The 25,141-nt window shown below is 58.2% G+C and carries 22 protein-coding genes and 2 pseudogenes; 18 read left to right on the top strand and 6 right to left on the bottom strand.

Annotated features, from left to right (window positions below; genetic code table 11):
• Positions 1-99: 99 nt before the first annotated feature.
• Positions 100-2,244, bottom strand: a complete 2,145-nt coding sequence (locus tag AB4P96_RS27495) for a hypothetical protein (protein WP_395600313.1) — start codon at positions 2,242-2,244, stop codon at positions 100-102.
• A 765-nt stretch (positions 2,245-3,009) separates the two neighbouring features.
• Positions 3,010-3,723: an SIMPL domain-containing protein gene (locus AB4P96_RS27490; protein ID WP_017138278.1), complete on the bottom strand. Its 714-nt coding sequence runs from the start codon at positions 3,721-3,723 to the stop codon at positions 3,010-3,012.
• 205 nt (positions 3,724-3,928) lie between these two features.
• Here AB4P96_RS27490 and AB4P96_RS27485 point away from each other — a divergent pair, with 205 nt between their 5' ends.
• The 3 genes from AB4P96_RS27485 to AB4P96_RS27475 all read left to right on the top strand — a co-directional run bounded on the left by AB4P96_RS27485 (position 3,929) and on the right by AB4P96_RS27475 (position 7,568).
• Positions 3,929-5,191, top strand: coding sequence for an ATP-binding protein (locus AB4P96_RS27485; RefSeq protein ID WP_017138277.1), 1,263 nt, complete (start codon positions 3,929-3,931; stop codon positions 5,189-5,191).
• Positions 5,184-5,744 carry a response regulator transcription factor gene (locus AB4P96_RS27480; protein ID WP_003171731.1) on the top strand — a complete coding sequence of 187 codons (561 nt, stop codon included), beginning with the start codon at positions 5,184-5,186 and terminating at the stop codon, positions 5,742-5,744. Before AB4P96_RS27485 ends, AB4P96_RS27480 begins: the two co-directional genes overlap by 8 nt.
• Before the next feature lie 99 nt (positions 5,745-5,843).
• Positions 5,844-7,568: an ABC transporter ATP-binding protein/permease gene (locus AB4P96_RS27475; protein ID WP_169986872.1), complete on the top strand. Its 1,725-nt coding sequence runs from the start codon at positions 5,844-5,846 to the stop codon at positions 7,566-7,568.
• A 192-nt stretch (positions 7,569-7,760) separates the two neighbouring features.
• On the opposite strand, the gene AB4P96_RS27470 is transcribed toward AB4P96_RS27475, so the two are convergent.
• Entirely contained in the window at positions 7,761-8,198 is a 438-nt protein-coding gene (locus tag AB4P96_RS27470; protein ID WP_017138275.1) for a YhcB family protein, read from the bottom strand.
• 147 nt (positions 8,199-8,345) lie between these two features.
• Here AB4P96_RS27470 and AB4P96_RS27465 point away from each other — a divergent pair, with 147 nt between their 5' ends.
• The 3 genes from AB4P96_RS27465 to zapE all read left to right on the top strand — a co-directional run bounded on the left by AB4P96_RS27465 (position 8,346) and on the right by zapE (position 11,529).
• Positions 8,346-8,975 carry an alpha/beta hydrolase gene (locus AB4P96_RS27465; RefSeq protein WP_138449139.1) on the top strand — a complete coding sequence of 210 codons (630 nt, stop codon included), beginning with the start codon at positions 8,346-8,348 and terminating at the stop codon, positions 8,973-8,975.
• 24 nt (positions 8,976-8,999) lie between these two features.
• Positions 9,000-10,355, top strand: coding sequence for a tryptophan--tRNA ligase (locus tag AB4P96_RS27460; RefSeq protein ID WP_236460306.1), 1,356 nt, complete (start codon positions 9,000-9,002; stop codon positions 10,353-10,355).
• Positions 10,356-10,434: 79 nt separating this feature from the next.
• Positions 10,435-11,529, top strand: a complete 1,095-nt coding sequence (gene zapE / locus AB4P96_RS27455; RefSeq protein WP_138451290.1) for a cell division protein ZapE — start codon at positions 10,435-10,437, stop codon at positions 11,527-11,529.
• Between the two features lie 714 nt (positions 11,530-12,243).
• Here zapE and AB4P96_RS27450 read toward each other — a convergent pair.
• On the bottom strand, positions 12,244-13,164 hold the full coding sequence (locus AB4P96_RS27450; protein ID WP_169986983.1) for a GlxA family transcriptional regulator: 921 nt from the start codon (positions 13,162-13,164) through the stop codon (positions 12,244-12,246).
• A 220-nt stretch (positions 13,165-13,384) separates the two neighbouring features.
• Here AB4P96_RS27450 and AB4P96_RS27445 point away from each other — a divergent pair, with 220 nt between their 5' ends.
• The gene (locus tag AB4P96_RS27445) at positions 13,385-14,521 is read left to right on the top strand and encodes an acyl-CoA dehydrogenase family protein (RefSeq protein WP_056859049.1); all 1,137 of its coding nucleotides are present in this window, start codon (positions 13,385-13,387) and stop codon (positions 14,519-14,521) included.
• 134 nt (positions 14,522-14,655) lie between these two features.
• Here the strand turns inward: AB4P96_RS27445 and AB4P96_RS27440 are convergent, their stop codons facing one another.
• A complete protein-coding gene (locus AB4P96_RS27440; protein ID WP_017138269.1) occupies positions 14,656-15,696 on the bottom strand; it encodes an NADP(H)-dependent aldo-keto reductase in 1,041 nt (346 codons plus the stop codon).
• A gap of 248 nt (positions 15,697-15,944) precedes the next feature.
• Between AB4P96_RS27440 and rplM the strand changes: the two genes are divergently transcribed.
• From rplM to AB4P96_RS27390, 10 genes and pseudogenes are all read left to right on the top strand, one after another.
• A complete protein-coding gene (rplM, locus tag AB4P96_RS27435) occupies positions 15,945-16,373 on the top strand; it encodes a 50S ribosomal protein L13 (RefSeq protein WP_003171742.1) in 429 nt (142 codons plus the stop codon).
• Positions 16,374-16,387: 14 nt separating this feature from the next.
• Entirely contained in the window at positions 16,388-16,780 is a 393-nt protein-coding gene (gene rpsI / locus AB4P96_RS27430; RefSeq protein WP_003216038.1) for a 30S ribosomal protein S9, read from the top strand.
• A gap of 265 nt (positions 16,781-17,045) precedes the next feature.
• Positions 17,046-17,642, top strand: coding sequence for a ubiquinol-cytochrome c reductase iron-sulfur subunit (gene petA, locus AB4P96_RS27425; RefSeq protein WP_395600312.1), 597 nt, complete (start codon positions 17,046-17,048; stop codon positions 17,640-17,642).
• Positions 17,642-18,853, top strand: a complete 1,212-nt coding sequence (locus AB4P96_RS27420) for a cytochrome bc complex cytochrome b subunit (RefSeq protein ID WP_017138268.1) — start codon at positions 17,642-17,644, stop codon at positions 18,851-18,853. The genes petA and AB4P96_RS27420 overlap by 1 nt, the downstream gene beginning before the upstream one ends.
• A complete protein-coding gene (locus AB4P96_RS27415) occupies positions 18,853-19,632 on the top strand; it encodes a cytochrome c1 (protein WP_017138267.1) in 780 nt (259 codons plus the stop codon). Before AB4P96_RS27420 ends, AB4P96_RS27415 begins: the two co-directional genes overlap by 1 nt.
• A gap of 149 nt (positions 19,633-19,781) precedes the next feature.
• Positions 19,782-20,399, top strand: coding sequence for a glutathione S-transferase N-terminal domain-containing protein (locus AB4P96_RS27410; protein ID WP_017138266.1), 618 nt, complete (start codon positions 19,782-19,784; stop codon positions 20,397-20,399).
• A 17-nt stretch (positions 20,400-20,416) separates the two neighbouring features.
• Positions 20,417-20,836 (top strand): ClpXP protease specificity-enhancing factor, encoded by a 420-nt coding sequence (locus AB4P96_RS27405; protein ID WP_017138265.1) that lies wholly within the window; start codon positions 20,417-20,419, stop codon positions 20,834-20,836.
• Between the two features lie 158 nt (positions 20,837-20,994).
• Entirely contained in the window at positions 20,995-21,744 is a 750-nt protein-coding gene (locus AB4P96_RS27400) for a FadR/GntR family transcriptional regulator (RefSeq protein ID WP_170036261.1), read from the top strand.
• A gap of 277 nt (positions 21,745-22,021) precedes the next feature.
• Positions 22,022-22,126, top strand: a pseudogene (locus tag AB4P96_RS27395) (GntR family transcriptional regulator); the annotation flags it as partial.
• Between the two features lie 274 nt (positions 22,127-22,400).
• Positions 22,401-22,508 (top strand): annotated as a pseudogene (locus AB4P96_RS27390) (GntR family transcriptional regulator); the annotation flags it as partial.
• A gap of 293 nt (positions 22,509-22,801) precedes the next feature.
• Here the strand turns inward: AB4P96_RS27390 and AB4P96_RS27385 are convergent.
• On the bottom strand, positions 22,802-23,956 hold the full coding sequence (locus AB4P96_RS27385) for a hypothetical protein (RefSeq protein ID WP_017138262.1): 1,155 nt from the start codon (positions 23,954-23,956) through the stop codon (positions 22,802-22,804).
• A gap of 236 nt (positions 23,957-24,192) precedes the next feature.
• On the opposite strand from AB4P96_RS27385, the gene kdgD reads away from it, so the two are divergent.
• The gene (gene kdgD / locus AB4P96_RS27380; RefSeq protein ID WP_017138261.1) at positions 24,193-25,104 is read left to right on the top strand and encodes a 5-dehydro-4-deoxyglucarate dehydratase; all 912 of its coding nucleotides are present in this window, start codon (positions 24,193-24,195) and stop codon (positions 25,102-25,104) included.
• The last annotated feature ends 37 nt before the right edge of the window (positions 25,105-25,141 follow it).

Raw genomic sequence — 25,141 nt, 5'->3', positions numbered from 1 at the left:
AAGCGACGGTCACCGAGGTTACCGCCGTTCAGGGTTATCAGGTAGAGACTCTGGTTCACTTAATGCAGTCAGATGATGCCCTTCGGCAGGTTCTCGCTGTTATGGTTGTGGGAAGGTCATTGGCTTATAAGTAAATGCCCACCATGAAAACGGATTCCAATAGGGATTTTTCTTTACGGGTTTGAAGTTTATGGTTTTCGCCAATTCTTTGGCGACGTATTTTTCAGCTTCGTCTCTGGCCAATGCCCTATCGGCATCAGTCAGCGGGGAGTTCTGAGTTTGTTTTAGGGCTTTCAAATATTCTTTTTCTACTTTTTCAATCGCGGCATTTATTTCTTCCGGCACGAGGTTGCCTGTGAGCGTGCCACGATAGCCTTTGACAGGGCGCTGTATGAGCCTCTGAAACTCAGCCGCGAAGGAGGCATCTCCACCACTTGCAGAGTCACATGTCAGCAGCCGTATATTGTCAAACGTCTCCGGGTGAATACCTGCGTCTTTAAGTGTCTGAAGTAGCTCTTCGGGCGTATGGAGTTTTCCGGCATATGAAACTTTCGCGATACCAGTAGCAGGGTCGACGCTCCCATGGACGAGTATGTTGAGTCGTTCTGCACTGCCTTTTTTGTTGAAATCGGTAAATGTGTAGAGTTTTTTGTCAAGGATGTTTAGGTCATTGAGTTCTCCACTCAGAATTACGTTTTTTTCAGGCGTAGAAAAAAGAGCCTCGCCGGTCGGTAAGTCTTCAATGGACCTTAGAATCGAACGTTTACTGTTTTGCGCTTCGATTGTCGGGGGCACGCCTTCTGTCTCAATGGCCGGTGGCGTACTCGGTTCGTTTGGCGCGGCGTGGGTGGCGGGGTGTATATCGCTTTCGCTCGACACTTTTATGTTTCGCTCAAAATTAAAACTCTTGGTCTGCTCATTGTATTTCCAGCCGTAAACTTCGCTGCCCGCGGTAGTAGGTCCGATGGGGGCTTCACCCAACCCTGCATCCGTCCCAATTTGTGCAACTTCGTGCGCGAGTTGCAGGGCAGATATCACCGCGGCAGCAGTGCCGCCAACGCGATCGCTGGCTGTCATACCCGTGGCGGCGTCATGAATGCCAAACACGATATTGCCCGTATTGCCGACAACGGGGACGTAACCGAAGGTATTGCCCCACGCCTCTTTCGCGGCCTTCCACGATTGCTTCGAGGCACCAAACACCTGCGTCTGATCGTCCGATTTTGCATTTTTGGTGTTCATCTCCTGATAGGCGTGGGCAATACCGGAGTTAAGGCTTCCAAACTTTAAATAATAGTGTGAATTTCGCGACTGGGTATAATTAAAAGTCTCCTCCACCGGTACAACTTTTTCGCTGGTTTTACCGGCCCGCCCCGGGTAGGTGGCACCTTTACCGATAATCAAATTTTCGAGTACATCGCCCGCCGGGGGCCAATGAGTATTTTGGCCGCCCTGCCTGTCCTTGGAGTTGAAACTCCGTAGCAACTCATTACGGTTTTCTTTTGCCCAACTGGCAAATTCATCATCGCCGTCTATTTTACTGACCTTGCCGTTCTTCAAGTCAATCATCAGGCCTCTATTGGGCCGGTGATCATAATCGCCATGGTAGTTTTTGTAAGGGATAAACGCATACCCGGCGAGCGGATAGCCGTAGATATTTGGAATAACCACGTTGCCGTTTTTGTCTAGTGTTCGGTCGATGGCTTCTTGTGCCTTAGCCCCGAGCGCCTTATAACTTTCCTTGTCGTTGCGCAGACTGTGCAAGGTGCCCCGCACTACATAGGCATCGGCCAACCCTGAGCGCTTCGCCAGTGCGCCCGAATGATCCGCCATGGGCTTGATTATCTCGTTTTTCCAATGATGCTGAAGCTTGGCGCCCATCGACTCCAAGTCGTTAATTTTATTTCGGTCTTCTGGCCTGATTTGCATGCTTTGGGCATTAATCACGCCGCCTCCCGCGGGTCTATCGTGCTTAAGGGCTCCGGCTGCAATCTCCCATGCAAAGTAGGTGCGCTCGTCTTTGCTGGTCAGGTGAGAAGCACCATTAAGCTCCTTGGTGTAAGCGGTGAACGTCACCGTGATTGTTTCATGCGGGTCATACCCGGCTGCCAGCAAACCGCCACTGAAGTAACCTGCGGGTTCCATGTATTGACGGGCATCTTGGAATTTAATATTCCTTTCGCCTTCGCTACCGTGTTCCACAAGCTTTAACTTCCACCTTACGCGATCCGCATAGTCACCCATACGTGCCTCCCGTTCTTGCAGGGAGGCGTTCGCCGGGGGGGGAGTGACGCTCCACCCATAAATGACTCCCTGGATATTACCCGGTTTAAGATCGTCGAAGGGCGAGTGTCCATGAAACCCACCGCGATAAAACGGTTGGCCCCTCGGTAAGCCTCTTGAATTTCTATCCGGAGGGGATAGATCGCGAGTGACGCGATTGCCCGTGTGTGCTTGTTCTGGATAGTTTGAATCCAAGGGAGTAGTTGGTGTAGCGCAAGCGTGCAGCGAAGAGGGTGCCATTGTTTGCATGGTCGGCTCGATTTACTGAGTGGGTTGTGAACTTAACTGTCGATCCTCACTGGGCAGCAGGCGGCCGCAAGTTTACGCTGCGGTGCAATAGCAGGCATCGCACAGAGAACGTCGAATAAACACGTTGCTTGTTAAGTCAAGGCAGCAGTGATGATCACTCAGTGGGTGTCTGGAAGCGTCGAGTTCCACTTTACACCCTGGTTGAGCACGTAAAGTTGATGCTTAAACTTATTCCGACTGTGCAGAAGAAAAGTTTTACATGAAGGTACTGTCAACTGTTGCATGGCAGTTTGAGTGGGAAAGCTTTCCACTTGAAATTTTACGGTCGTCGTTAATGAAATGTTGCTGTATGGCGTTCGAGCGCGGTGATGTGAGTTGTGATTTTGCGATGTCGGTGTGGGGCTGTTGGGCGACATAAGCGCGGTCAAAAAAAAGCGCAGCCTGTCAGGCTGCGCCGTTTCTAATATCGCAAAGGGTTTAGTGCAAGACCTCAATCACGCCGTCAGCGCTCATGTTGACCTGGCTGGTGCCGGCTTCTACTTCTGGCGTTGGCGCCGAATCCGCCATGGCCGCCTTCATCATCATCCCGCCATTGCGGGCGTAAGGCATCGGGTAACCATTGGTGTTGAAGTTCAGGTTGACGATCTTGTAGCCCTTGCCACCCAACGCGTCAGTTGCGAGCTGGGCACGGGCCTTGAACGCGGCGACCGCATCCTTGAGCAACGCATCTTCGCTGGCCTTGCGCGTGGTGTCGGCGATGGCGAAGTCCATGTTTTCCATTTTCAGGGTGTTCAACAGCTCGCCAGTGAGTTTGGACAGTGCCGGGAAGTCGGCGCTTTCCAGACGCAGTTCGGCGCGTTCGCGCCAACCGGTGATCTTCTGGTTCTTGCTGTCGTAGATCGGGTAGCTGTTGCGGCTGCCTTGGCGCAGGGTTACGGCTTTGACTTCACGTGCCTGGCCCAACGCCTTGTTCATGGTGTTGGTGATTTCGGCAGCAAGCTTGGCCGGGTCGGCATTTTGCGATTCGGTGTACAGCGTGACGATCATCTTGTCGCGAGCAACCTCCTGGCTGACCTCGGCGCGCAGGGAAATCTGGTTGTAGTTCAGCCCTTCGGCTGCCAAAGCGGGGAGGCTGGCAAGGGTGGCGACGCCCAGGGTGATAACAGCTGCACTGCGAGTGAAACGAGACATGGAAGCTCCTTAAGGTGTTCGTATCGGGTATGACTGTAGACGGTGGCATCGGGTTCTTCGGGTTTACACATTCGCTACAAGTTGTGATGGCGCCGACGAACGGTCGTTTGGCCGGCCTGCGTCAAAGAGCCACACGCGCCGTGCCAGCGGGTCTGCTTCGTTTATACTCGTGCCGATCCGCCTGCAGCGCTCACCGGGAGAGCTCATGCTCGCCGCCGTAAAACTGACTTCCGCCACACGCCAGAACCTCTGGCGCCTGACGTTCATCCGCACCCTGGTACTGGCCGCACAGGCCGGCTCCGTCGGGCTTGCCTATTGGTTCGACCTGCTGCCGCTGCCGTGGCTGCAACTGGGTGTGACCCTGGCGTTTTCCACTGTGCTGTGCGCGTTCACGGCCATCCGCCTGCGTACCACGTGGCCTGTGACCGAGCTGGAATACGCACTCCAGTTGGCCTGCGATCTGTTTATCCACAGTGTGTTGCTTTATTTCTCTGGTGGTTCCACCAACCCGTTTGTTTCTTACTACCTGGTGCCACTGACCATCGCCGCCGTGACCTTGCCATGGCGCTATTCGGTAGTGCTGTCGGGTATTGCGCTGACGCTCTATACCTTGCTGCTGGCGCAGTTCTATCCGTTGCAAACCTTTCCCATCGCCCGCGAAAACCTGCAGATCTACGGGATGTGGCTGAGCTTCGCGCTGTCTGCTGCAGTGATCACGTTCTTCGCTGCACGCATGGCCGAAGAACTGCGCCGTCAGGAAGAGCTGCGCGCCATTCGCCGCGAAGAAGGCCTGCGTGACCAGCAATTGCTGGCCGTCGCCACCCAGGCCGCGGGTGCCGCCCACGAGTTGGGCACACCACTGGCGACCATGAGCGTGCTGCTTAACGAAATGACCCAGGACCATCACGACCCGGTGTTGCAAGAAGATCTCGGCGTGCTGCGTGAACAGGTCAAGCAATGCAAGCAGACCTTGCAGCAACTGGTGCGCGCCGCCGAAGCCAATCGCCGCCTGGCGGTGGAGATGCAGGACGTGACCCAGTGGCTCGACGAAGCCCTGAATCGCTGGCACCTGATGCGCCCCGAAGCCAGTTACCGTTTTCATCTATTAGGGCAGGGCAGTGTGCCGCGCATGGCGCCGCCGCCGGACCTGACCCAGGCCTTGCTCAACCTGCTGAACAACGCCGCCGACGCTTGCCCCGAAGGCTTGGGCGTGCAGCTGGACTGGGACGCCGAAAACGTCACCATCAGCATTCGTGACCACGGCGCGGGCGTGCCGCTGGCCATTGCCGAACAAATCGGCAAACCCTTCTTTACCACCAAGGGCAAAGGCTTCGGCCTCGGCCTGTTTTTGAGCAAGGCCAGCGTGACCCGCGCGGGCGGCTCAGTGAAGCTCTATAGTCATGAGGAAGGTGGCACGCTCACCGAGCTGCGCCTGCCCCGTGTCGCACGAGGAGATATCGATGAGTGACGAGATCCAAGTCGAAGGCGAAGAACTGCCGCACCTGTTGCTGGTAGATGACGACGCCACCTTTACCCGCGTGATGGCGCGCGCCATGAGCCGTCGTGGCTTTCGCGTGAGCACCGCAGGTTCGGCTGAAGAAGGCCTGACCATCGCCCAGGCCGACCTGCCGGACTACGCCGCGCTCGACCTGAAAATGGATGGCGACTCCGGCCTGGTGCTGCTGCCCAAGCTGCTGGAGCTCGACCCGGAAATGCGCGTGGTGATCCTCACCGGTTACTCCAGCATCGCCACCGCCGTCGAGGCCATCAAGCGCGGCGCCTGCAACTACCTGTGCAAGCCGGCGGATGCCGACGACGTGCTGGCTGCGTTGCTCTCAGAGCACGCCGACCTCGATACCCTGGTGCCGGAAAACCCGATGTCGGTGGACCGCCTGCAGTGGGAACACATCCAGCGCGTGCTCACCGAACACGAAGGCAATATCTCCGCCACTGCCCGTGCCCTGGGCATGCACCGTCGCACCCTGCAACGCAAGCTGCAGAAGCGTCCTGTACGGCGCTGAACAAAGTCTGAACAATCTGCTTCAGGCTGCACAGCGCGCTGAACCGATCGTCTATGATCGGTTCAAACGCCTGTCACATTTTCTTACAGAGCCTGAACGATGAATCAGAACGCTGAGTATTCCGCGGTCAACGACGCGGTGCGTGGGCAATTCTTGCGCCGAACCTGGGCGATGATCACACCGTATTGGCGTAGTGAAGAGAAGGGCAAGGCCTGGTTGTTGCTGGCTGTGGTGATTGGTCTGACGCTGTTCAGCGTGGCGATTTCCGTGTGGCTTAACCACTGGTACAAGGATTTCTACAACGCCCTGGAAAAAAAGGACACTGCGGCCTTCTGGCAACAGATCATCTATTTCTGCGGTATCGCTGCAGTGGCTATTCTCGGCGCGGTCTACCGCCTCTATCTGACCCAGATGTTGACCATTCGCTGGCGCGCGTGGCTCACCGAAAAGCACTTTGCACGCTGGCTTAACAACAAGAACTACTACCAGTTGGAGCAGGGCGGCTACACCGATAACCCGGACCAGCGGATTTCCGAAGACCTCAATAGCTTTACCTTGAACACATTAGCTCTGGGTTTGGGCCTGCTGCGCAATGTGGTCAGTCTGGTGTCGTTCTCGATTATCTTGTGGGGCGTGTCGGGCAGCATCGAAGTCTTCGGTATCACCATCCCCGGCTACATGTTCTGGTGCGCATTGCTGTATGCCGCCGTCGGCAGTTGGCTGACGCACCTGATCGGCCGTCGTTTGATCGGCCTTAGCAACCAGCAGCAACGGTTCGAAGCAGACTTGCGTTTCTCCATGGTGCGCGTGCGGGAAAATGCCGAAAGCATTGCTTTGTACAATGGCGAGTCAAACGAGAATCAACGTTTGAGTGCGCGGTTCGGCAAGGTCTGGCACAACTATTGGGACATCATGAAGGTGTCCAAGCGCCTGACATTCTTCACCGCAGGCTATGAGCAGATCGCGGTTGTCTTTGCATTTATCGTGGCGGCACCGCGCTATTTCGCCGGCAAGATCGAACTGGGCGAGCTGATGCAAATCAACTCGGCGTTCGGCAATGTGCAGGGCAACTTCAGCTGGTTTATCACCGCTTACTCCGACCTCGCCAGCTGGCGTGCCAGCAGTGACCGTCTGCTGAGTTTCCATGAGGCCATGAGCCACAACGAACAACGTGCTCCGGCCATCGATGTGCGCCCGCAAGGCGAGCAACTGGTGGTCAAAGACCTGGGCATGGACCTGGCCGACGGCCGCCACCTGCTCACCGACGCCGACATGACGGTAGAGCCTGGCCAGCGTGTGATGCTCAGTGGGCGTTCCGGTAGCGGTAAAAGTACATTGCTGCGCGCCATGGGCGCCTTGTGGCCGGCGGGCCACGGCAGCATTTGCCTGCCGGCGGCGCGTTATCTGTTCCTGCCGCAAAAGCCTTACTTGCCGATTGGCAGCCTGAAGGCCGTGTTGAGTTATCCACAAGACGACAGCACCTACCCGGCCGAACGTTATGCACAGGTCCTGGAAACCTGCCGCTTGCCCCATCTGGTCAGCCGTCTGGATGAGGCCAACCATTGGCAACGCATGCTCTCGCCCGGTGAGCAGCAACGTCTGGCCTTTGCGCGTGCCTTATTGTTCGCGCCGCAGTGGCTGTACATGGACGAAGCCACCTCGGCGATGGATGAAGAGGATGAAGCGAACCTGTATCAAGCGCTGATCGATGAACTGCCGGGCGTGAGCATCGTCAGTGTCGGCCATCGCAGCAGCCTCAAGCGTTTTCATGGGCGGCATGTGCGGATTGAAGGCGGGCTGTTGCAGGAGCAACAACCGGCTTAAGGTCTTACGCGGTCAATGTGGGAGTCGGGCTTGCCCGCGATGGCGGTGTGTAGGCAATGGAAGCTTTGCTGATACACCGCTATCGCAGGCAAGCCAGCTCCCACAGTTGACCGGTGTCGCCTGCTTGATTGAGGCCCACAAAAAAGCCCGGCTGATCATCGATCAACCGGGCTTTTTAGTGTTTGAAAAAACTTACTTCTTCAAACCGTAATGCTCATCCAGCATGCCTGGGGCGTTCGGCGTTTTTGGCGCGTAGTCCCGTGGCGGCTCCTGGTTTTCCCGCGGTGGCGTCAGGCGCTCCCGTGGGGCTTGCGGTGCATCGGAATGCAGCGCGGCCAGCAGGCGCTGGCGGGTGATGTCGTCGAGGGCGAGGCGGTTGGCGCCATCGGCGAGATGATCCTGTACTTCCTGGTAGCTCTGGGTGAGCTTCTTGACCAGGGTCGCGGTGCTGTTGAAGTGGGTAACAACCTCGTTCTGATAACTGTCAAAACGTTCCTGAATGTCATCCAGCTGACGCTGCGTGCGGTTAGGCGCGGCATTCGGCAGCAGGCGGGCAACCAGGAATCCAATGGCGACACCGGCAACCAGGGCAAGAGTCGGCAACAACCAAACTAAGAGCGAGTGTTCCACGAGTCCTTCCTCTATAAACGGCTTTGCTTTACGTTAACGGCTCAAACCTGCGCTGTATACCGCGATTAAGCTCGCAATGATGCCATGCACAGACTTTTAGCTAGACGAGTCGACCCTTTGAGAGGTCACGGAGTTCATCCCTTGCTCATGCGTGAAACCCCCGTTTTGATCGCTGGCCCGGTGGGCCAATTGGAAGCCTTGTACCTGGATCACCCCGAGCCACGTGGCCTGGCGCTGATCTGCCACCCTAACCCGGTGCAAGGCGGGACCATGCTCAATAAAGTCGTTTCGACCCTGCAACGCACTGCCCGCGATGCTGGTTTGATTACTTTACGTTTCAATTACCGTGGCGTCGGCGCGAGCGCCGGTACTCACGACATGGCCACCGGTGAGGTGGATGATGCCGAGGCGGCCGCCACCTGGCTGCGGGAAAAGCACCCCGAGCTGCCGATCACTTTGCTCGGCTTTTCCTTCGGCGGCTACGTCGCGGCCAGCCTCGGTGGCCGCCTGGAAGCCAAGGGCGAAAAGCTTGCGCACCTGTTCATGGTTGCCGCTGCGGTGATGCGCCTGCGCGATAGCGACGTGCTGCCCCAAGGCTGCCCGTTAACCCTGATCCAGCCGGAAACCGACGAAGTGGTCGACCCACAGACCGTGTACGACTGGTCCGCCGCCCTGAAACGCCCCCATGAGCTGCTGAAAGTGGCAGAATGCGGACACTTTTTTCATGGCAAGCTCACCGACCTCAAGGATCTGGTGCTGCCGCGCCTCTCGAATTGATAGCAGTCTGATAAGCGATTACCCATGACGACTCGTACCCGTATTCTCACCGGCATCACTACCACCGGCACGCCGCACCTGGGCAACTACGCCGGTGCGATCCGCCCTGCGATCCTCGCCAGCCAGGACGCGAATGCCGATTCCTTCTACTTCTTGGCCGACTACCACGCCCTGATCAAGTGCGATGACCCGCAGCGCATCCAGCGCTCGCGCATGGAAATCGCCGCGACCTGGCTCGCCGGTGGCCTGGATGTGAACCGGGTGACCTTCTATCGCCAGTCCGACATCCCGGAAATCCCTGAACTGACCTGGCTGCTGACCTGTGTTGCCGCCAAGGGCCTGCTCAACCGCGCCCATGCCTACAAGGCCTCGGTGGACAAGAACGTTGAAGCCGGCGAAGACCCGGACGCGGGCATCAGCATGGGCCTGTACAGCTACCCGGTGCTGATGGCGGCGGACATCCTGATGTTCAACGCGCACAAGGTGCCGGTCGGCCGTGACCAGATCCAGCACGTGGAAATGGCCCGCGACATCGGCCAGCGTTTCAACCACCTGTTCGGCAACGGTAAAGAATTCTTCACCATGCCTGAGGCGTTGATCGAAGAAAGCGTCGCCACTTTGCCAGGCCTCGATGGCCGCAAGATGTCCAAGAGCTACGACAACACCATCCCGTTGTTCACCAGCGCCAAGGACATGAAAGACGCGATCTCGCGGATCGTCACCGACTCGCGTGCGCCCGGCGAAGCCAAGGACCCGGACAATTCGCATCTGTTCACCTTGTTCCAGGCGTTTGCCAGCAAGGCTCAGGAACAAGAGTTCCGCGCCGATCTGCTGCAAGGCCTGGGCTGGGGCGAGGCGAAGAGCCGCCTGTTCCAACTGCTCGACAGCCAACTGAGCGAGCCGCGTGAGCGTTACCACCAGTTGATGTCGCGCCCCTCGGACATGGAAGACCTGCTGCTGATCGGCGCCAAGAAAGCCCGCGCCGTGGCCGCGCCGTTCCTTGCCGAGCTGCGTGAAGCCGTGGGCCTGCGCTCGTTCGTCAACCAGGCCGCCGCGCCGGTGGCGGCCAAGAAGAAAGCCGCGAAGGCTGCGCGCTTCGTGAGCTTCCGTGAAGACGACGGCAGCTTCCGCTTCCGCCTGCTGTCGGCCGATGGCGAGCAATTGCTGTTGTCGCGCAACTTTGCCGACGGCAAAGCGGCGGGCGCAGTGACCAAGCAACTGCAAAGCGGCGACGCGCTGGACGTACGCACTGAGGCCACAGGCTTCAGCGTATGGCTGGACGGTGCTGCCGTGGCCGACAGCGCTGAATTTGCCGACGAAACGTCGCGTGATGCTGCCATCGCCGCCTTGCGCGTTGCGTTGACCCCCATCGAGGATTAACCCGACCAAGGGTTGATTGCCATTATCCAGGGCCGTCGTTACAGTGACGGCCCGTTTTTGTTGCCTTGCTAACGAAATTATGACGCCCCTAGAACGATATCAAGCTGATCTGAAACGCCCTGAATTCTTCCATGACGCGGCCCAGGAAAATGCGGTGCGTCATTTGCAGCGCCTGTACGACGACCTGGTCGCGGCCTCGCACAACAAGCCAGGGATGTTCAGCAAGCTGTTTGGCAAGAAAGACCACACGCCGGTCAAAGGCCTGTATTTCTGGGGTGGCGTGGGCCGCGGCAAGACTTATCTGGTCGACACCTTCTTCGAAGCGCTGCCGTTCAAGGAAAAGGTCCGTACGCACTTCCACCGCTTCATGAAGCGTGTGCACGAAGAGATGAAGACCCTGCCGGGCGAGAAAAACCCGCTGACCATCATCGCCAAGCGCTTCTCCGAAGAGGCAAGGGTGATCTGCTTCGATGAGTTCTTCGTCTCCGACATTACCGATGCCATGATCCTCGGTACCTTGATGGAAGAGCTGTTCAAGAACGGCGTGACCCTGGTCGCCACCTCGAACATCGTTCCCGATGGCTTGTACAAGGACGGCCTGCAACGCGCACGTTTCCTGCCGGCCATCGCGCTGATCAAGCAGAACACCGAAATCGTCAACGTCGACAGCGGCGTCGACTATCGTTTGCGTCACCTTGAGCAGGCCGAGCTGTTCCACTTCCCGCTGAATGAAGCGGCGCATGAAAGCCTGAAAAAGAGCTTCCGCGCGCTGACGCCGGAATGCACCCAGGCGGTGGAAAACGACAAGCTGATGATCGAGAACCGCGAAATCATCGCCCTGCGTACCTGCGATGACGTGGCCTGGTTCGAGTTCCGCCAGCTCTGCGACGGCCCGCGTAGCCAGAACGACTACATCGAGCTGGGCAAGATCTTCCACGCGGTGATCTTGAGCGGTGTGGAGCAAATGAGCGTCACCACGGACGACATTGCGCGCCGGTTCATCAACATGGTCGACGAATTCTACGACCGTAACGTCAAGCTGATCATCTCGGCCGAAGTCGAGCTCAAGGACCTCTACACGGGCGGTCGCTTGAACTTCGAATTCCAGCGCACGCTGAGCCGCTTGCTGGAGATGCAGTCCCACGAGTTCCTGTCGCGCGGGCACAAGCCGTAAGCGATGTGCATGAAATGACCAAGGCCTGCAGTGATGCAGGCCTTTTTTATGGGTGTTCTCCATAACAATGGAGATCAAATGTGGGAGCCGGGCTTGCCCGCGATGGCGGTGGGTCAGGAACAAATGTACTCACTGATACACCGCTATCGCAGGCAAGCCAGCTCCCACATGGGTTTGTGGTTACCTTGGCTTACGCGGCCTGCAGTGATGCAGGCCTTTTTTATGGGTGTTCTCCATAACAATGGAGATCACCTGTGGGAGCCGGGCTTGCCCGCGATGGCGGTGGGTCAGGAACAAATGTACTCACTGATACACCGCCATCGCAGGCAAGCCAGCTCCCACATGGGTTTGTGGTTACCTTGGCTTACGCGGCCTGCAGTGATGCAGGCCTTTTTTATGGGTGTTCTCCAGAACAATGGAGATCACCTGTGGGAGCCGGGCTTGCCCGCGATGGCGGTGGTTCAGGAACAAATGTACTCACTGATCCACCGCCATCGCAGGCAAGCCAGCTCCCACATGGGTTTGTGGTTACCTTGGCTTACGCGGTCTGCAGTGATGCAGGCATTTTTTTTATGGGTGTTCTCCAGAACAATGGAGATCACCTGTGGGAGCCGGGCTTGCCCGCGATGGCGGTGGTTCAGGAACAAATGTACTCACTGATCCACCGCCATCGCAGGCAAGCCAGCTCCCACATGGGTTTGTGTTTACTTTGGGTCAGGCGGCTTGCTGGAACTGCTGGCGATACTGGTTCGGCGACAGCTCGGTGTGCTGCCTGAACAGCCGCGCGAAGAAGCTCGCATCGTCGTATCCCACTTCATAGCTGATGGTCTTGATGCTCTTGCGGCTGCCTGAAAGCAGGCCTTTGGCCGTCTCGATGCGCAGCCTTTGCAGGTAATGCAGCGGCTTGTCGCCGGTGGCCGTCTGGAAGCGGCGCATGAAGTTACGGATGCTCATGCCGTGTTCCCGGGCGACGTCTTCGAAGCGGAACTTGTCGGCAAAGTGCTCTTCCAGCCAGTGCTGGATCTGCAGGATGATCACGTCCTGGTGCAGCTTCTGCCCGCCAAAACCGATGCGCCCTGGCGCGTAGCTGCGCTGCACTTCGTAAAGAATGTCGCGGGCCACGGCCTGGGCAATGTTGGCGCCGCAGAAGCGTTCGATCAGGTAGATGTAAAGGTCGCACGCCGAGGTGGTGCCGCCGGCGCAGTACAGGTTGTCGGCGTCGGTGAGGTGCTTGTCCTGGTTGAGCTGTACCTTGGGGAAACGCTCGCTGAAGGCGTTGAAGAAGCGCCAGTAAGTGGTCGCCTCCTTGCCATCGAGCAACCCGGCTTCGGCGAGCCAGAACACCCCGGTGGCTTCGCCGCACAGCACCGCGCCACGCGCATGTTGCTCGCGCAGCCAGGGCAGCACTTGCGGGTAACGGGTGCACAGCGCGTCGAAGTCGTCCCAGAAGGCCGGCAACACGATGATGTCGGCGTTTTCCAGGCCGCCGTCCACCGGCATGATCACATCGCTGAAGCTGCGTACCGATTGCCCGTCGGGGCTGACCAGGCGCGTTTCAAATGCCGGGGTCAGGCCCAGGCCTTGCTGCTTGCCGTAACGCAGGCTGGCGAGGTGGAAGAAATCCTTGGCTTGCATGAGGGTGGAAGCGAATACCCGATCAATGGCCAAAATGCTGACGCGCCGCAAGGGCGTGGAGATTTGGTTAGACATAATTTCATTTATTCTTATAGGGGAAAGTGGTCACCAGACGGCTGGATCGTCTTATTTTTTGTCGCATGTGTCCAGTGTCCTGTGACGCCTTCGCGGCATAGGCTCTGTGGGCTGGTCTTTGTCCGACAATCCACGCAGGTGACCCATGATCCCCAGAACCTTGTTCAGCTCGGAGCACGAACTCTTCCGCGAGAGCGTGCGTACCTTCCTCGAAAAACACGCCGCGCCGTTCCATGGGCAGTGGGAAAAGCAGGGTTACATCGACCGTAACCTGTGGAGCAAGGCGGGGGAGGCGGGGATGCTGTGCTCCCATCTGCCGGAAGAATATGGCGGGCTGGGCGCGGACTTTTTGTACAGCGCGGTGGTGATCGAAGAGATCAGCCGCCTGGGCCTTACCGGCATTGGCTTTTCCCTGCATTCGGACATCGTCGCGCCGTACATCCTGCATTACGGCAGTGAGGCACTGAAGCAAAAGTACCTGCCCAAATTGATCTCCGGCGAGATGGTCACGGCCATTGCGATGACCGAACCGGGCGCCGGCTCTGACTTGCAGGGCGTCAAGACCACCGCCGTGTTGGACGGCGATGAGTATGTGATCAACGGCTCCAAGACCTTCATCACCAACGGCTACCTCGCCGAGCTGGTCATTGTCGTGGCCAAGACCGACCCCAAGGCCGGCGCCAAGGGCACCAGCCTGTTTCTGGTGGAAGCCGATACGCCGGGCTTCGACAAGGGCAAGCGCCTGGAGAAGGTCGGCATGAAGGCCCAGGACACCTCGGAACTGTTCTTTCAGGATGTACGCGTGCCCAAGGAAAACCTGCTGGGCCAGGCGGGCATGGGCTTCGCCTACCTGATGCAGGAACTGCCTCAGGAGCGCCTGACGGTGGCGATTGGCGCGCTGTCATCCGCCGAAGCCGCGCTGCAGTGGACCCTGGACTACACCCGCGAGCGCAAGGCGTTCGGCAAGGCGATTGCCGACTTTCAAAACACTCGATTCAAACTGGCGGAGATGGCCACCGAGATTCAGATCGGCCGCGTGTTTGTCGACAAATGCATGGCGCTGCACCTGGAAGGCAAGCTTGATGTGCCCACTGCCGCGATGGCCAAGTACTGGGCCACGGACCTGCAATGCAAGGTGCTCGACGAGTGCGTGCAGTTGCACGGTGGCTACGGCTTTATGTGGGAATACCCGATTGCGCGGGCTTGGGCGGATGCGCGGGTGCAGCGCATTTATGCGGGGACCAATGAGATCATGAAGGAGATTATTGCGCGGGCGCTTTGACGCCCATCGGATCGTTCCCACGCTCTGCGTGGGAATGCATCCGGTGACGCTCTGCGTCATACCTTCAAGCGCGGACGCGGAGCGTCCAGGGCGGCATTCCCACGCAGAGCGTGGGAACGATCATTTCGGCTCAATCAAGGCGCTGGGTTCGGATGATCCTTCTGAATCGCCTCAATCCCTTCCAGCACTTCCTTGGACAGCTTCAAATCAGCACTGGCAATGTTGCTGTCCAGCTGCTCCAGGCTCGTGGCCCCAATAATATTACTGGTCACAAACGGCTGTTGCGTCACAAATGCCAGCGCCATCTGCGCCGGGTCCAGGCCATGTTCCCGCGCCAGGGCCACATAACGGCTGCACGCGGCTTCCGACTGCGGGTTGAAGTAGCGGCTGAAACGGCTGTACTCGGTGAGGCGCGCCTTGGCCGGGCGGGCGCCATTTTCGTATTTGCCGCTGAGCATGCCGAATGCCAGCGGCGAATAGGCCAGCAAGCCGCATTGCTCGCGAATAGCCACTTCCGCCAAACCCACTTCAAAGCTGCGGTTGAGCAGGTTGTAGGGGTTCTGGATCGACACGGCGCGGGTCCAGCCACGGGCTTCGGCCAGGGCCAGGAACTTCATGGTGCCCCACGGGGTTTCGTTGGACAGGCCGATGTGGCGGATCTTGCCGGCTTTTACCTGCTCGTCCAGCGCCTCGAGGGTTTCTTCCAGCGGGGTCAGGTCGTCTTCGTCCTTGTGCTTGTAGCTCAATTGGCCAAAGAAGTTGGTGCTGCGCTCCGGCCAGTGCAACTGGTAGAGGTCGATCCAGTCGGTTTGCAGGCGTTTGAGGCTGGCATCCAGGGCGTCGACGATGTGCTTGCGGTTGTGGCGCAGGTGGCCGTCGCGGATATAGTCGATGGTATTGCCGGGGCCGGCGATCTTGCTGGCGAGGATCCAGTCGGCACGGTCGCCGCGGCTCTTGAAGTAATTACCGATATAACGCTCGGTGGTGGCATAGGTGTCGGCCTTGGGCGGCACCGGGTACATTTCTGCGGTGTCGAGGAAGTTGATCCCTGCGGCCTTGGCCCGTTCGATCTGTGCGAAGGCCTCTGCCTCGCTGTTCTGCTCACCCCAAGTCATGGTGCCCAAGGCGATCGCGCTTACGTTCAGATCGGTGCGGCCCAGCTGTCGATAATCCATCGGGTACTCCTTCGGGGAAAACAATCATAAAAGCAGGTTGAATTTTTTTTCGCAATCTGCATAATTGCCCACCTCTTTCTGCAGTGGAAGTGATGCGCCGCCTGCCGAAGAATCTTGCCGTTGAACGGACGCGCCGACCCGAGCCCCCGATAGCGTCTGTATCCGGCTGCCTTTGACTTGTCAAAGTACGCACTATTCAGTAAGATCCGCCGTCTAATTTACAGGGCGGCCCCTGAGGCTATTAAAGAATGACAACTTTTACTGCAAAACCGGAAACAGTTCAGCGCGACTGGTTTGTCGTCGACGCCGCTGGTCAGACCCTGGGTCGTCTGGCCACTGAAGTCGCCAGCCGTCTGCGTGGCAAGCACAAGCCTGAGTACACCCCTCACGTTGACACCGGTGACTACATTGTCATCATCAACGCCGAGCAGGTACGTGTTACCGGCAACAAAGCGCAAGACAAAATGTACTACCGTCACTCCGGTTTCCCAGGCGGTATCAAGTCTTCGAACTTCGAAGGCCTGATCTCCAAGAAGCCTGAAGCCCCGATCGAAATCGCGGTCAAAGGTATGCTGCCTAAGGGCCCACTGGGTCGCGATATGTTTCGCAAGCTGAAAGTCTATGCGGGCGCTGTACACCCTCATGCTGCTCAGCAGCCCCAAGAACTGAAGTTTTAACGGAATAGTTCATTATGTCGGCGACTCAAAATTACGGCACTGGCCGTCGCAAAACCGCTACCGCTCGCGTTTTCCTGCGTCCGGGTACTGGTAACATCTCGATCAACAACCGCACTCTGGAAAACTTCTTCGGTCGCGAAACTGCCCGCATGGTAGTTCGTCAGCCGCTGGAACTGACCGAGACTGTTGAAAAGTTCGACATCTACGTCACCGTTATCGGTGGCGGTGTAAGTGGTCAAGCTGGCGCAATCCGCCACGGTATCACTCGCGCTCTGATGCAGTACGACGAAACCCTGCGTGGCGCTCTGCGCAAAGCTGGCTTCGTAACTCGCGATGCTCGTGAAGTTGAACGTAAGAAAGTCGGTCTGCGTAAAGCGCGTAAGCGTCCGCAGTACTCGAAGCGTTAATTCGCTTTACGTTCCACAAAAACGCCCAACTCCTCACGGAGCTGGGCGTTTTTTATTGCCTGCGATTTATGCATAAATTTCGCCGTGACAACTTGCCACATCCGTAGACGCCCTATACTACAAGGCCTGGAGGCTGAGCCCAGGGCAATTCCCTTGTCATACGTGGGGCTTTTCATTACCATCCGACAAAATTTTTATAAGTAAAGATTCAACACTTAGTAGACGCCTGATTTAACAGGCCAAAAAGCTGATGGGAGAGGACTGAATGAGCAATGACGGCGTGAATGCAGGCCGGCGTCGCTTCTTGGTAGCAGCCACATCCGTGGTGGGTGCTGCAGGAGCGGTGGGGGCTGCGGTCCCGTTCGTGGGGTCATGGTTTCCCAGTGCCAAGGCGAAAGCCGCAGGTGCACCGGTGAAGGTGAATGTCAGCAAGATCGACCCAGGCCAGCAGATGATTGCTGAGTGGCGCGGTCAGCCGGTCTTCATCGTTCGTCGTACTGAGGAGATCCTGGGGAATCTGAAGAAAATCGAAGGTCAACTGTCTGACCCCGACTCGAAGAACTCCGACCAGCCCACCTACGTCGATAAGGAAATTCGTTCGATCAAGCCAGAGATCCTGCTGCTGATCGGTATCTGCACCCACTTGGGTTGCTCGCCTACCTTCCGCCCGGAAGTTGCTCCTGCCGACCTTGGCAAGGATTGGGTCGGTGGCTACTTCTGCCCTTGCCACGGCTCCCATTACGACCTCGCCGGTCGCGTCTACAAGTCACAACCCGCACCACTGAACCTGCCAGTGCCGCCACATCACTACGAGACTGACAGTGTCATTGTCATTGGCGTCGACGAGGGGGAGAAAGCCTGATGAGCAAGTTCATGGATTGGGTGGATGCGCGCTTCCCCGCCACTAAAATGTGGGAAGACCATCTCAGCAAATATTACGCGCCAAAAAACTTCAACTTCTTCTACTTCTTCGGCTCGCTGGCCTTGCTGGTGCTGGTCAACCAGATCGTCACCGGTGTGTGGCTGACGATGAGCTACACGCCGTCGGCGGAAGAGGCGTTCGCCTCCGTCGAGTACATCATGCGTGACGTCGAGTACGGCTCGATCCTGCGCCTGCTGCACTCCACCGGCGCATCGGCGTTCTTCATCGTCGTGTATATGCACATGTTCCGCGGCCTGCTCTACGGCTCGTACCAGAAGCCACGCGAACTGGTGTGGGTCTTCGGCATGCTGATCTACCTGGCGCTGATGGCCGAGGCCTTCATGGGTTACCTGCTGCCGTGGGGCCAGATGTCGTACTGGGGCGCCCAGGTGATCATCTCGCTGTTTGGTGCGATCCCGGTGATCGGCAACGACCTGACCCAGTGGATTCGCGGTGACTACCTGATCTCCGGCATCACCTTGAACCGCTTCTTTGCGTTGCATGTCGTTGCATTGCCTATCGTGATTCTGGGCCTGGTGGTGCTGCACATCCTGGCGCTGCACGAAGTGGGTTCGAACAACCCCGATGGTGTGGACATCAAAAAGCATAAAGATGAAAACGGCATTCCGCTGGATGGCATTCCGTTCCATCCGTATTACACCGTCAAAGACATTGTCGGTGTGGTGGTCTTCCTGTTCATCTTCTGCTCGATCGTGTTCTTTTTCCCGGAGATGGGTGGTTATTTCTTGGAGAAGCCTAACTTCGAACAGGCCAACGCCTTCAAGACGCCTGAGCACATTGCACCGGTCTGGTACTTCACGCCGTTCTACGCGATCTTGCGGGCGATCCCCGACAAGCTCATGGGCGTAATGGCCATGGGCGCGTCGATTGCGCTGCTGTTCGTACTGCCATGGCTCGACCGCAGCCCGGTCAAGTCGATGCGCTACAAAGGCTGGCTGAGCAAGATCTGGCTGTGGGTGTTCTGCATTGCATTCGTGATCCTGGGTGTGTTGGGCGTATTGGCGCCGACCCCTGAGCGCACGCTGCTGTCGCAGGTCTGCACCTTCCTGTACTTCGCCTACTTCATTCTGATGCCGTTCTACACCCGGCTCGAGAAGACCAAACCGGTTCCGGAAAGGGTGACTGGCTGATGAAAAAGTTATTCGTTGCTTTGATCCTTGCGGCGCTGCCGCTACTGTCCTTCGCTGCCGAGCACGGCGCGGAGCTGGAAAAAGTCGATATCGACGTGTCCGACAAGGCCGCCATGCAAGATGGCCTGCGTACGTTCACCAACTACTGCATGGGCTGCCACAGCGCCAAGTTCCAGCGTTACGAGCGTGTCGCCGATGACCTGGGCATTCCCCATGACGTGATGCTCAGCCACGCCGTGTTCACCGGCGCCAAGATCGGCGACCACATGAACATCGGCATGCAGCCTGCGGATGCCAAGGCCTGGTTCGGCGCTGCGCCGCCCGACCTGACCCTGGTGGCGCGCGTGCGCGGCACCGATTGGCTCTATGGCTACCTCAAATCCTTCTACGAAGACCCGGCGCGCCCTTACGGCGTGAACAACAAAGTCTTCCCGAACGTCGGTATGCCTAACGTTCTGGTCGGCCTGCAGGGTCGCCAAGTGGTAGGATGCAAGCAGGTTCAGGTCGTTGAAGACGGCAAGAAGCAATATGATCCGTTGACCGGCACGCCTTTGACACACGAAGCGTGCGATCAACTGACCATCGTGCCCAAGACCGGTACGCTGAACGAAGAGCAGTTCGACGAGAAGGTCAAGAATCTGGTGACCTTCCTGGCCTACTCGGCCAACCCGGTCAAATTGCAGCATCAGCGCATCGGTACGTATGTGTTGCTGTACCTGGCCTTCTTCTTCGTATTCGCTTATCTGCTTAAACGCGAATACTGGAAGGATGTGCATTGATCCAACCGTAAGCAATTGCTGTTAATCTTGCGCGCCCAGCGGCATCTCTGAATACGTAGCGGTCTGGTTGAACCAGGCACTACAGGGATGCTCTCTGGGCGCGCTCGTTTTTGAGCTTTCCATAATTTCAACAAGCGAGGAGGACCGCCATGGGCGTGACCAATCGGTTGGCCTGTTACTCCGACCCCGCCGACCACTATTCCCACCGAGTACGCATCGTGCTCGCAGAGAAGGGTGTCAGCGCCGAGATCATCAGTGTGGAGGCAGGTCGTCATCCGCCGAAACTGATCGAAGTGAACCCTTACGGCAGCTTGCCCACCCTGGTCGATCGTGACCTGGCGTTGTGGGAGTCAACCGTGGTGATGGAATACCTGGATGAGCGTTACCCGCATCCGCCTTTGCTGCCGGTGTATCCGGTGGCGCGTGCCAACAGCCGCCTGCTGATCCATCGGATCCAGCGTGACTGGTGCGGGCTGGTGGATGTGATCCTGGATACGCGCAGTAAAGAAGCCGTTCGTGTGCAAGCGCGCAAGGAATTGCGCGAGAGCCTGACCGGCGTTTCGCCGCTGTTCGCCGACAAGCCTTTTTTCCTCAGTGAGGAACAAAGCTTGGTGGATTGCTGCCTATTACCCATACTCTGGCGCTTGCCGATCCTGGGCATTGAACTGCCACGGCCGGCCAAGCCGTTGCTTGATTACATGGAGCGCCAGTTTGCGCGTGAGGCTTTCCAGGCGAGTCTGTCTGGTGTCGAACGCGACATGCGCTAAGGCTTAAGGAGCCGCTGATGAACTCCAGTCGACCCTATTTGGTCCGCGCGCTCTATGAGTGGATTGTGGACAACGATTGCACCCCGCACATGCTGGTCAACTCTGAATTTCCCAAGGTTGACGTGCCGCAGGGTTTTGCCAGTGACGGGCAGATCGTGCTGAACGTATCACCGAGTGCAGTGCGTCACTTGCACATGGACAATGAAGCCGTCAGCTTCGAAGGGCGTTTTGGCGGCGTGCCGCATACGCTGTTCGTGCCGATTGGTGCCATCCTCGGGATCTATGCCCGGGAAAATGGCCAGGGCATGGTGTTTGATCTGGAATCGCCTTTCGAGGACGACGAAACGATCGAAGGCGAGGACGGTGATGATGTACCGCCACCAGACTCCGAGCCGCCGCGTCCAAGCGGTCGGCCAAGCCTGAAAGTGGTGAAGTAAGCGGCGTTCACCCTTGGGTGAAGTCTAAAAATGCCTCGGCCTGTGCCGGGGCATTTTTTTGCGCAAAGGATATGGATGAAAGTCGTGACAGAACGGTGATCGTACAACCGCCATGGGCTATGATGCGGACTCAAGTTCGCCGAGAAAGATCATTCGTCATGGAAAACGCCAACATCGCCCCTCGTCTTCCCCGCAAGCGCCGCAGCCTTGCCCAGGAATTGGTCACGGTGTTGTCCGAGCAGATCCGCGACGGCCAGCTCAAGCGTGGCGACAAGTTGCCCACCGAGTCGGCCATCATGGAAGCCCATGGGGTCAGCCGCACGGTGGTGCGTGAGGCTATCTCACGTTTGCAGGCGGCGGGGCAGGTGGAAACCCGCCACGGTATCGGCACCTTTGTGTTGGACACGCCAAGCCCGAGCGGTTTCCGGATCGACCCGGCCACGGTGGTGACACTGCGGGATGTGCTGGCGATTCTTGAGTTGCGTATCAGCCTGGAAGTGGAATCGGCTGGCCTTGCCGCGTTGCGCCGCAGTGACGAACAGCTGGCAGCCATGCGCGCGGCCCTTGATGCGTTGAATGAAAGCGCGGCCCACGCAGGGGATGCGGTGGCGTCAGACTTTGCGTTCCATCTGGAAATTGCGCTGTCCACCGGCAACCGCTACTTCACCGACATCATGACCCACCTGGGTACCAGCATCATTCCGCGTACCCGCCTGAATTCGGCGCGTCTGGCCCATGATGACCAGCAGCACTACATGGGCCGCCTGAGCCGTGAACACGAAGAGATTTATGAGGCGATTGCCCGCCAGGATTCGGATGCGGCCCGCGCGGCCATGCGCCTGCATTTGACCAACAGCCGTGAGCGGCTGCGCCATGCCCATGAAGAGGCGCAAGCACAGCGCGGTTAACCGCCAAACACGCCCTAGTGTGGGAGCTGGCTTGCCTGCGATGGCTGAGTGTCAGGCAACTGATACTGTGTGCACGCACCGCTATCGCAGGCAAGCCAGCTCCCACATTTTGATCTCCTTGGCCTGGAGTTGATCGTTCCCACGCTCTGCGTAGGAATGCCGCCCTGGACGCTCCGCGTCCCTATGTGCGCGAGTATCTCAAGCCCCGTGCAAGGTGACGCAGAGCGTTACAGGATGTATTCCCACGCAGAGCGTGGGAACAATCATTCCGCGTACCCGCCTGAATTCGGACGCGGCCCGCGCGGCCATGCGCCTGCATTTGACCAACAGCCGTGAGCGGCTGCGCCATGCCCATGAAGAGGCGCAAGCACAGCGCGGTTAACCGCCAAACCCGTTCTAGTGTGGGAGCTGGCTTGCCTGCGATGGCTGAGTGTCAGGCAACTGATACTGTGTGCACGCACCGCTATCGCAGGCAAGCCAGCTCCCACATTTTGATCTCCTTGGCCTGGAGTTGATCGTTCCCACGCTCTGCGTGGGAATGCCGCCCTGGACGCTCCGCGTCCCGATGTGCGCGAGTATCTCAAGCCCCGTGCAAGGTGACGCAGAGCGTCACAGGATGTATTCCCACGCAGAGCGTGGGAACGATCATTCCGCGTGCCCGCCAGGATTCGGACGCGGCTCGCGCGGCCATGCGCCTGCATTTGACCAACAGCCGTGAGCGGCTGCGCCATGCCCATGAAGAGGCAGAGGCGCAGCGCGGTTAACCGCCAAACACGCTCTAGTGTGGGAGCTGGCTTGCCTGCGATGGCTGAGTGTCAGGCAACTGATACTGTGTGCACGCACCGCTATCGCAGGCAAGCCAGCTCCCACATTTTGATCTCCTTGGCCTGGAGTTGATCGTTCCCACGCTCTGCGTAGGAATGCCGCCCTGGGCGCTCCGCGTCCCGATGTGCGCGAGTATCTCAAGCCCCGTGCAAGGTGACGCAGAGCGTCACAGGATGTATTCCCACGCAGAGCGTGGGAATGATCAGTGGCAGGTCGGTTGGTACGATCAGTGTCAGGCCGGCTGGTTGGGCTTGTAGTCCTTGAGCAGCAGGTAAGTGCTCCAGCCCCACCAATCATTGGTCCAGTGCTTGTCGTTCAGGTCATTCACGTCCTTGCGGCGCAGCACCTTGTCACCCTCCATCTTGAACAGCGGCGAAAAGTTGTTCGCCGGGTTCTGCGCAGCATTCAGGTCCGGCACATACAGCGGTGCCTTGAAGCTGGCCGGGGAGGGCGCGACACCGCTGATAAAGGTCTCGAAGATCTCATCGGCCGAGGCCTGCACTGCACGTTTAACCATGGCCCGATTGTCCGCGTCGATCGCATCGAAGTAGCGCTTGTCCCCATAGGCGTGCCATTGATCACCCTTGGCATTGCGTACCTTGAGCCCGAACTTGCTGTCTTCGTCGTGCATGAAGCGGCTGATCAGTGAGCCCAACTCTCCTGGCGTGACCACCGCCGCCAATTGCTTGCGCGGCACGCGCAGGTGGCCGGCAGAAAACAGATCGGTCAAAAAGTGATCGGCAAAGCTGTTCATTGCATACGCCAGTTCCAGCGCCTGGTCGGTGCCAGTCTGGTGCGCGATGACCGCCTGTTGCAGTGCCGCCGTATGGCCGGCCAGGTACGCCGACAGCGCCCATTCGCCAAAGTGGTCGGCGTTGTCTGCTGCCAGCTTCAAGTAACGCCCCAGTGGAATCAGCGCCGAAACCGCACTGCCGCCGCCGGTAATGCGGTTCCATTCTTCGGACAACGTATCACCCAGCGCGTCATAGGCTTCATGGGGTTGTTTGCCGTCGCGGATGGCCTGGTTGACCGCGTTGATCTCCTTTTGCATGACTGCGAGGATTTTCCCGGCTTCTTCACGCGAGGCCGGTAGCACCGCCAGTGAGTTGAAAGCGGCGGTAAAACGTTGCACACGGTCGGCCGGGGAGGCGCCATCGCTGATGGCCTGGCCGGGAATGCCATAGAAGTCACCGCCCAGGGCAATCACTTGGCCGTAGGTCAGCGCCAGACCGTTGGGCAGGTGCAATTCGACTTGCCGCGCAGGAATCGCCGGGGCGTCCTTGACGAAACGCAGCAGCGTGTCATCGCCGATGGCAGTGTGTTCACCGCCTTCAAAACGTAGGGTGGGCGGTGTTTTTTCGGGTGCTGCGAGTTCAAGACCTGACATGTTAGCTCCTTGCTATGTCGTAGGAATCTTCCGTAATAACTGTATATGCATACAGTCATTCAGAGCATAGAGGAATAATTTCCTACGTCAAGAAGCTGCGTTTAAACACGTGCCTGCGGATGAAGCCCGATGAATTGCAGTTGACGAATCATTTTATAGTTGTACGATGACGTACGACATCATCAAAACCAACAACAACCTTTCGACAGAAAGTCTTCATCCAGGGTGTTCGAATAATGAATCCACAAGAACTGAAGTCCATCCTCTCCCACGGTCTGCTGTCTTTTCCGGTAACCGATTTCAATGCCCAGGGTGACTTCCACCAGGCGGGCTACATCAAGCGTCTGGAATGGCTGGCCCCTTATGGCGCCACCGCCTTGTTCGCCGCCGGCGGCACCGGTGAGTTTTTCTCCCTGGCCGCCAGCGAATATTCCCAAGTGGTGAAGACCGCTGTTGATACCTGCGCCACCAGCGTGCCGATCCTCGCCGGTGTCGGCGGTTCGACCCGTCAGGCCATCGAATATGCGCAGGAAGCCGAGCGTCTTGGCGCCAAAGGCTTGCTGCTGTTGCCGCACTACCTGACCGAAGCCAGCCAGGACGGCGTCGCCGCCCACGTTGAGGCCGTGTGCAAGTCGGTCAAAATCGGCGTAGTGGTCTACAACCGCAATGTTTGCCGCCTGACTGCACCCTTGCTCGAACGCCTGGCCGAGCGCTGCCCGAACCTGATCGGCTACAAAGATGGCCTGGGTGATATCGAGCTGATGGTGTCGATCCGCCGCCGTCTCGGCGACCGTTTCAGCTACCTCGGCGGCCTGCCGACTGCCGAGGTTTACGCCGCTGCCTACAAGGCCCTGGGCGTGCCGGTGTACTCCTCGGCGGTGTTCAACTTCATCCCGAAAACCGCGATGGACTTCTACCACGCGATTGCCCAGGACGATCACGCCACTGTTGCCAAAATCATCGACAACTTCTTCCTGCCTTACCTCGATATCCGCAACCGTAAAGCCGGTTACGCGGTGAGCATCGTCAAGGCGGGCGCCAAAATTGCTGGTTACGACGCAGGCCCGGTGCGCACGCCGCTGACCGACCTGCTGCCGGAAGAATACGAAGCCCTGGCCGCGCTGATCGACAAGCAAGGTCCGCAGTAACTTATCAACAAGGCCGCTGAGTAATCAGCGGCCTTTT

Origin of the sequence: Pseudomonas sp. B19125, assembly GCF_044218855.1 — a bacterium.
Lineage (GTDB): Bacteria > Pseudomonadota > Gammaproteobacteria > Pseudomonadales > Pseudomonadaceae > Aquipseudomonas > Aquipseudomonas edaphica.
This window is presented reverse-complemented; position numbering and strand designations above follow the sequence as displayed.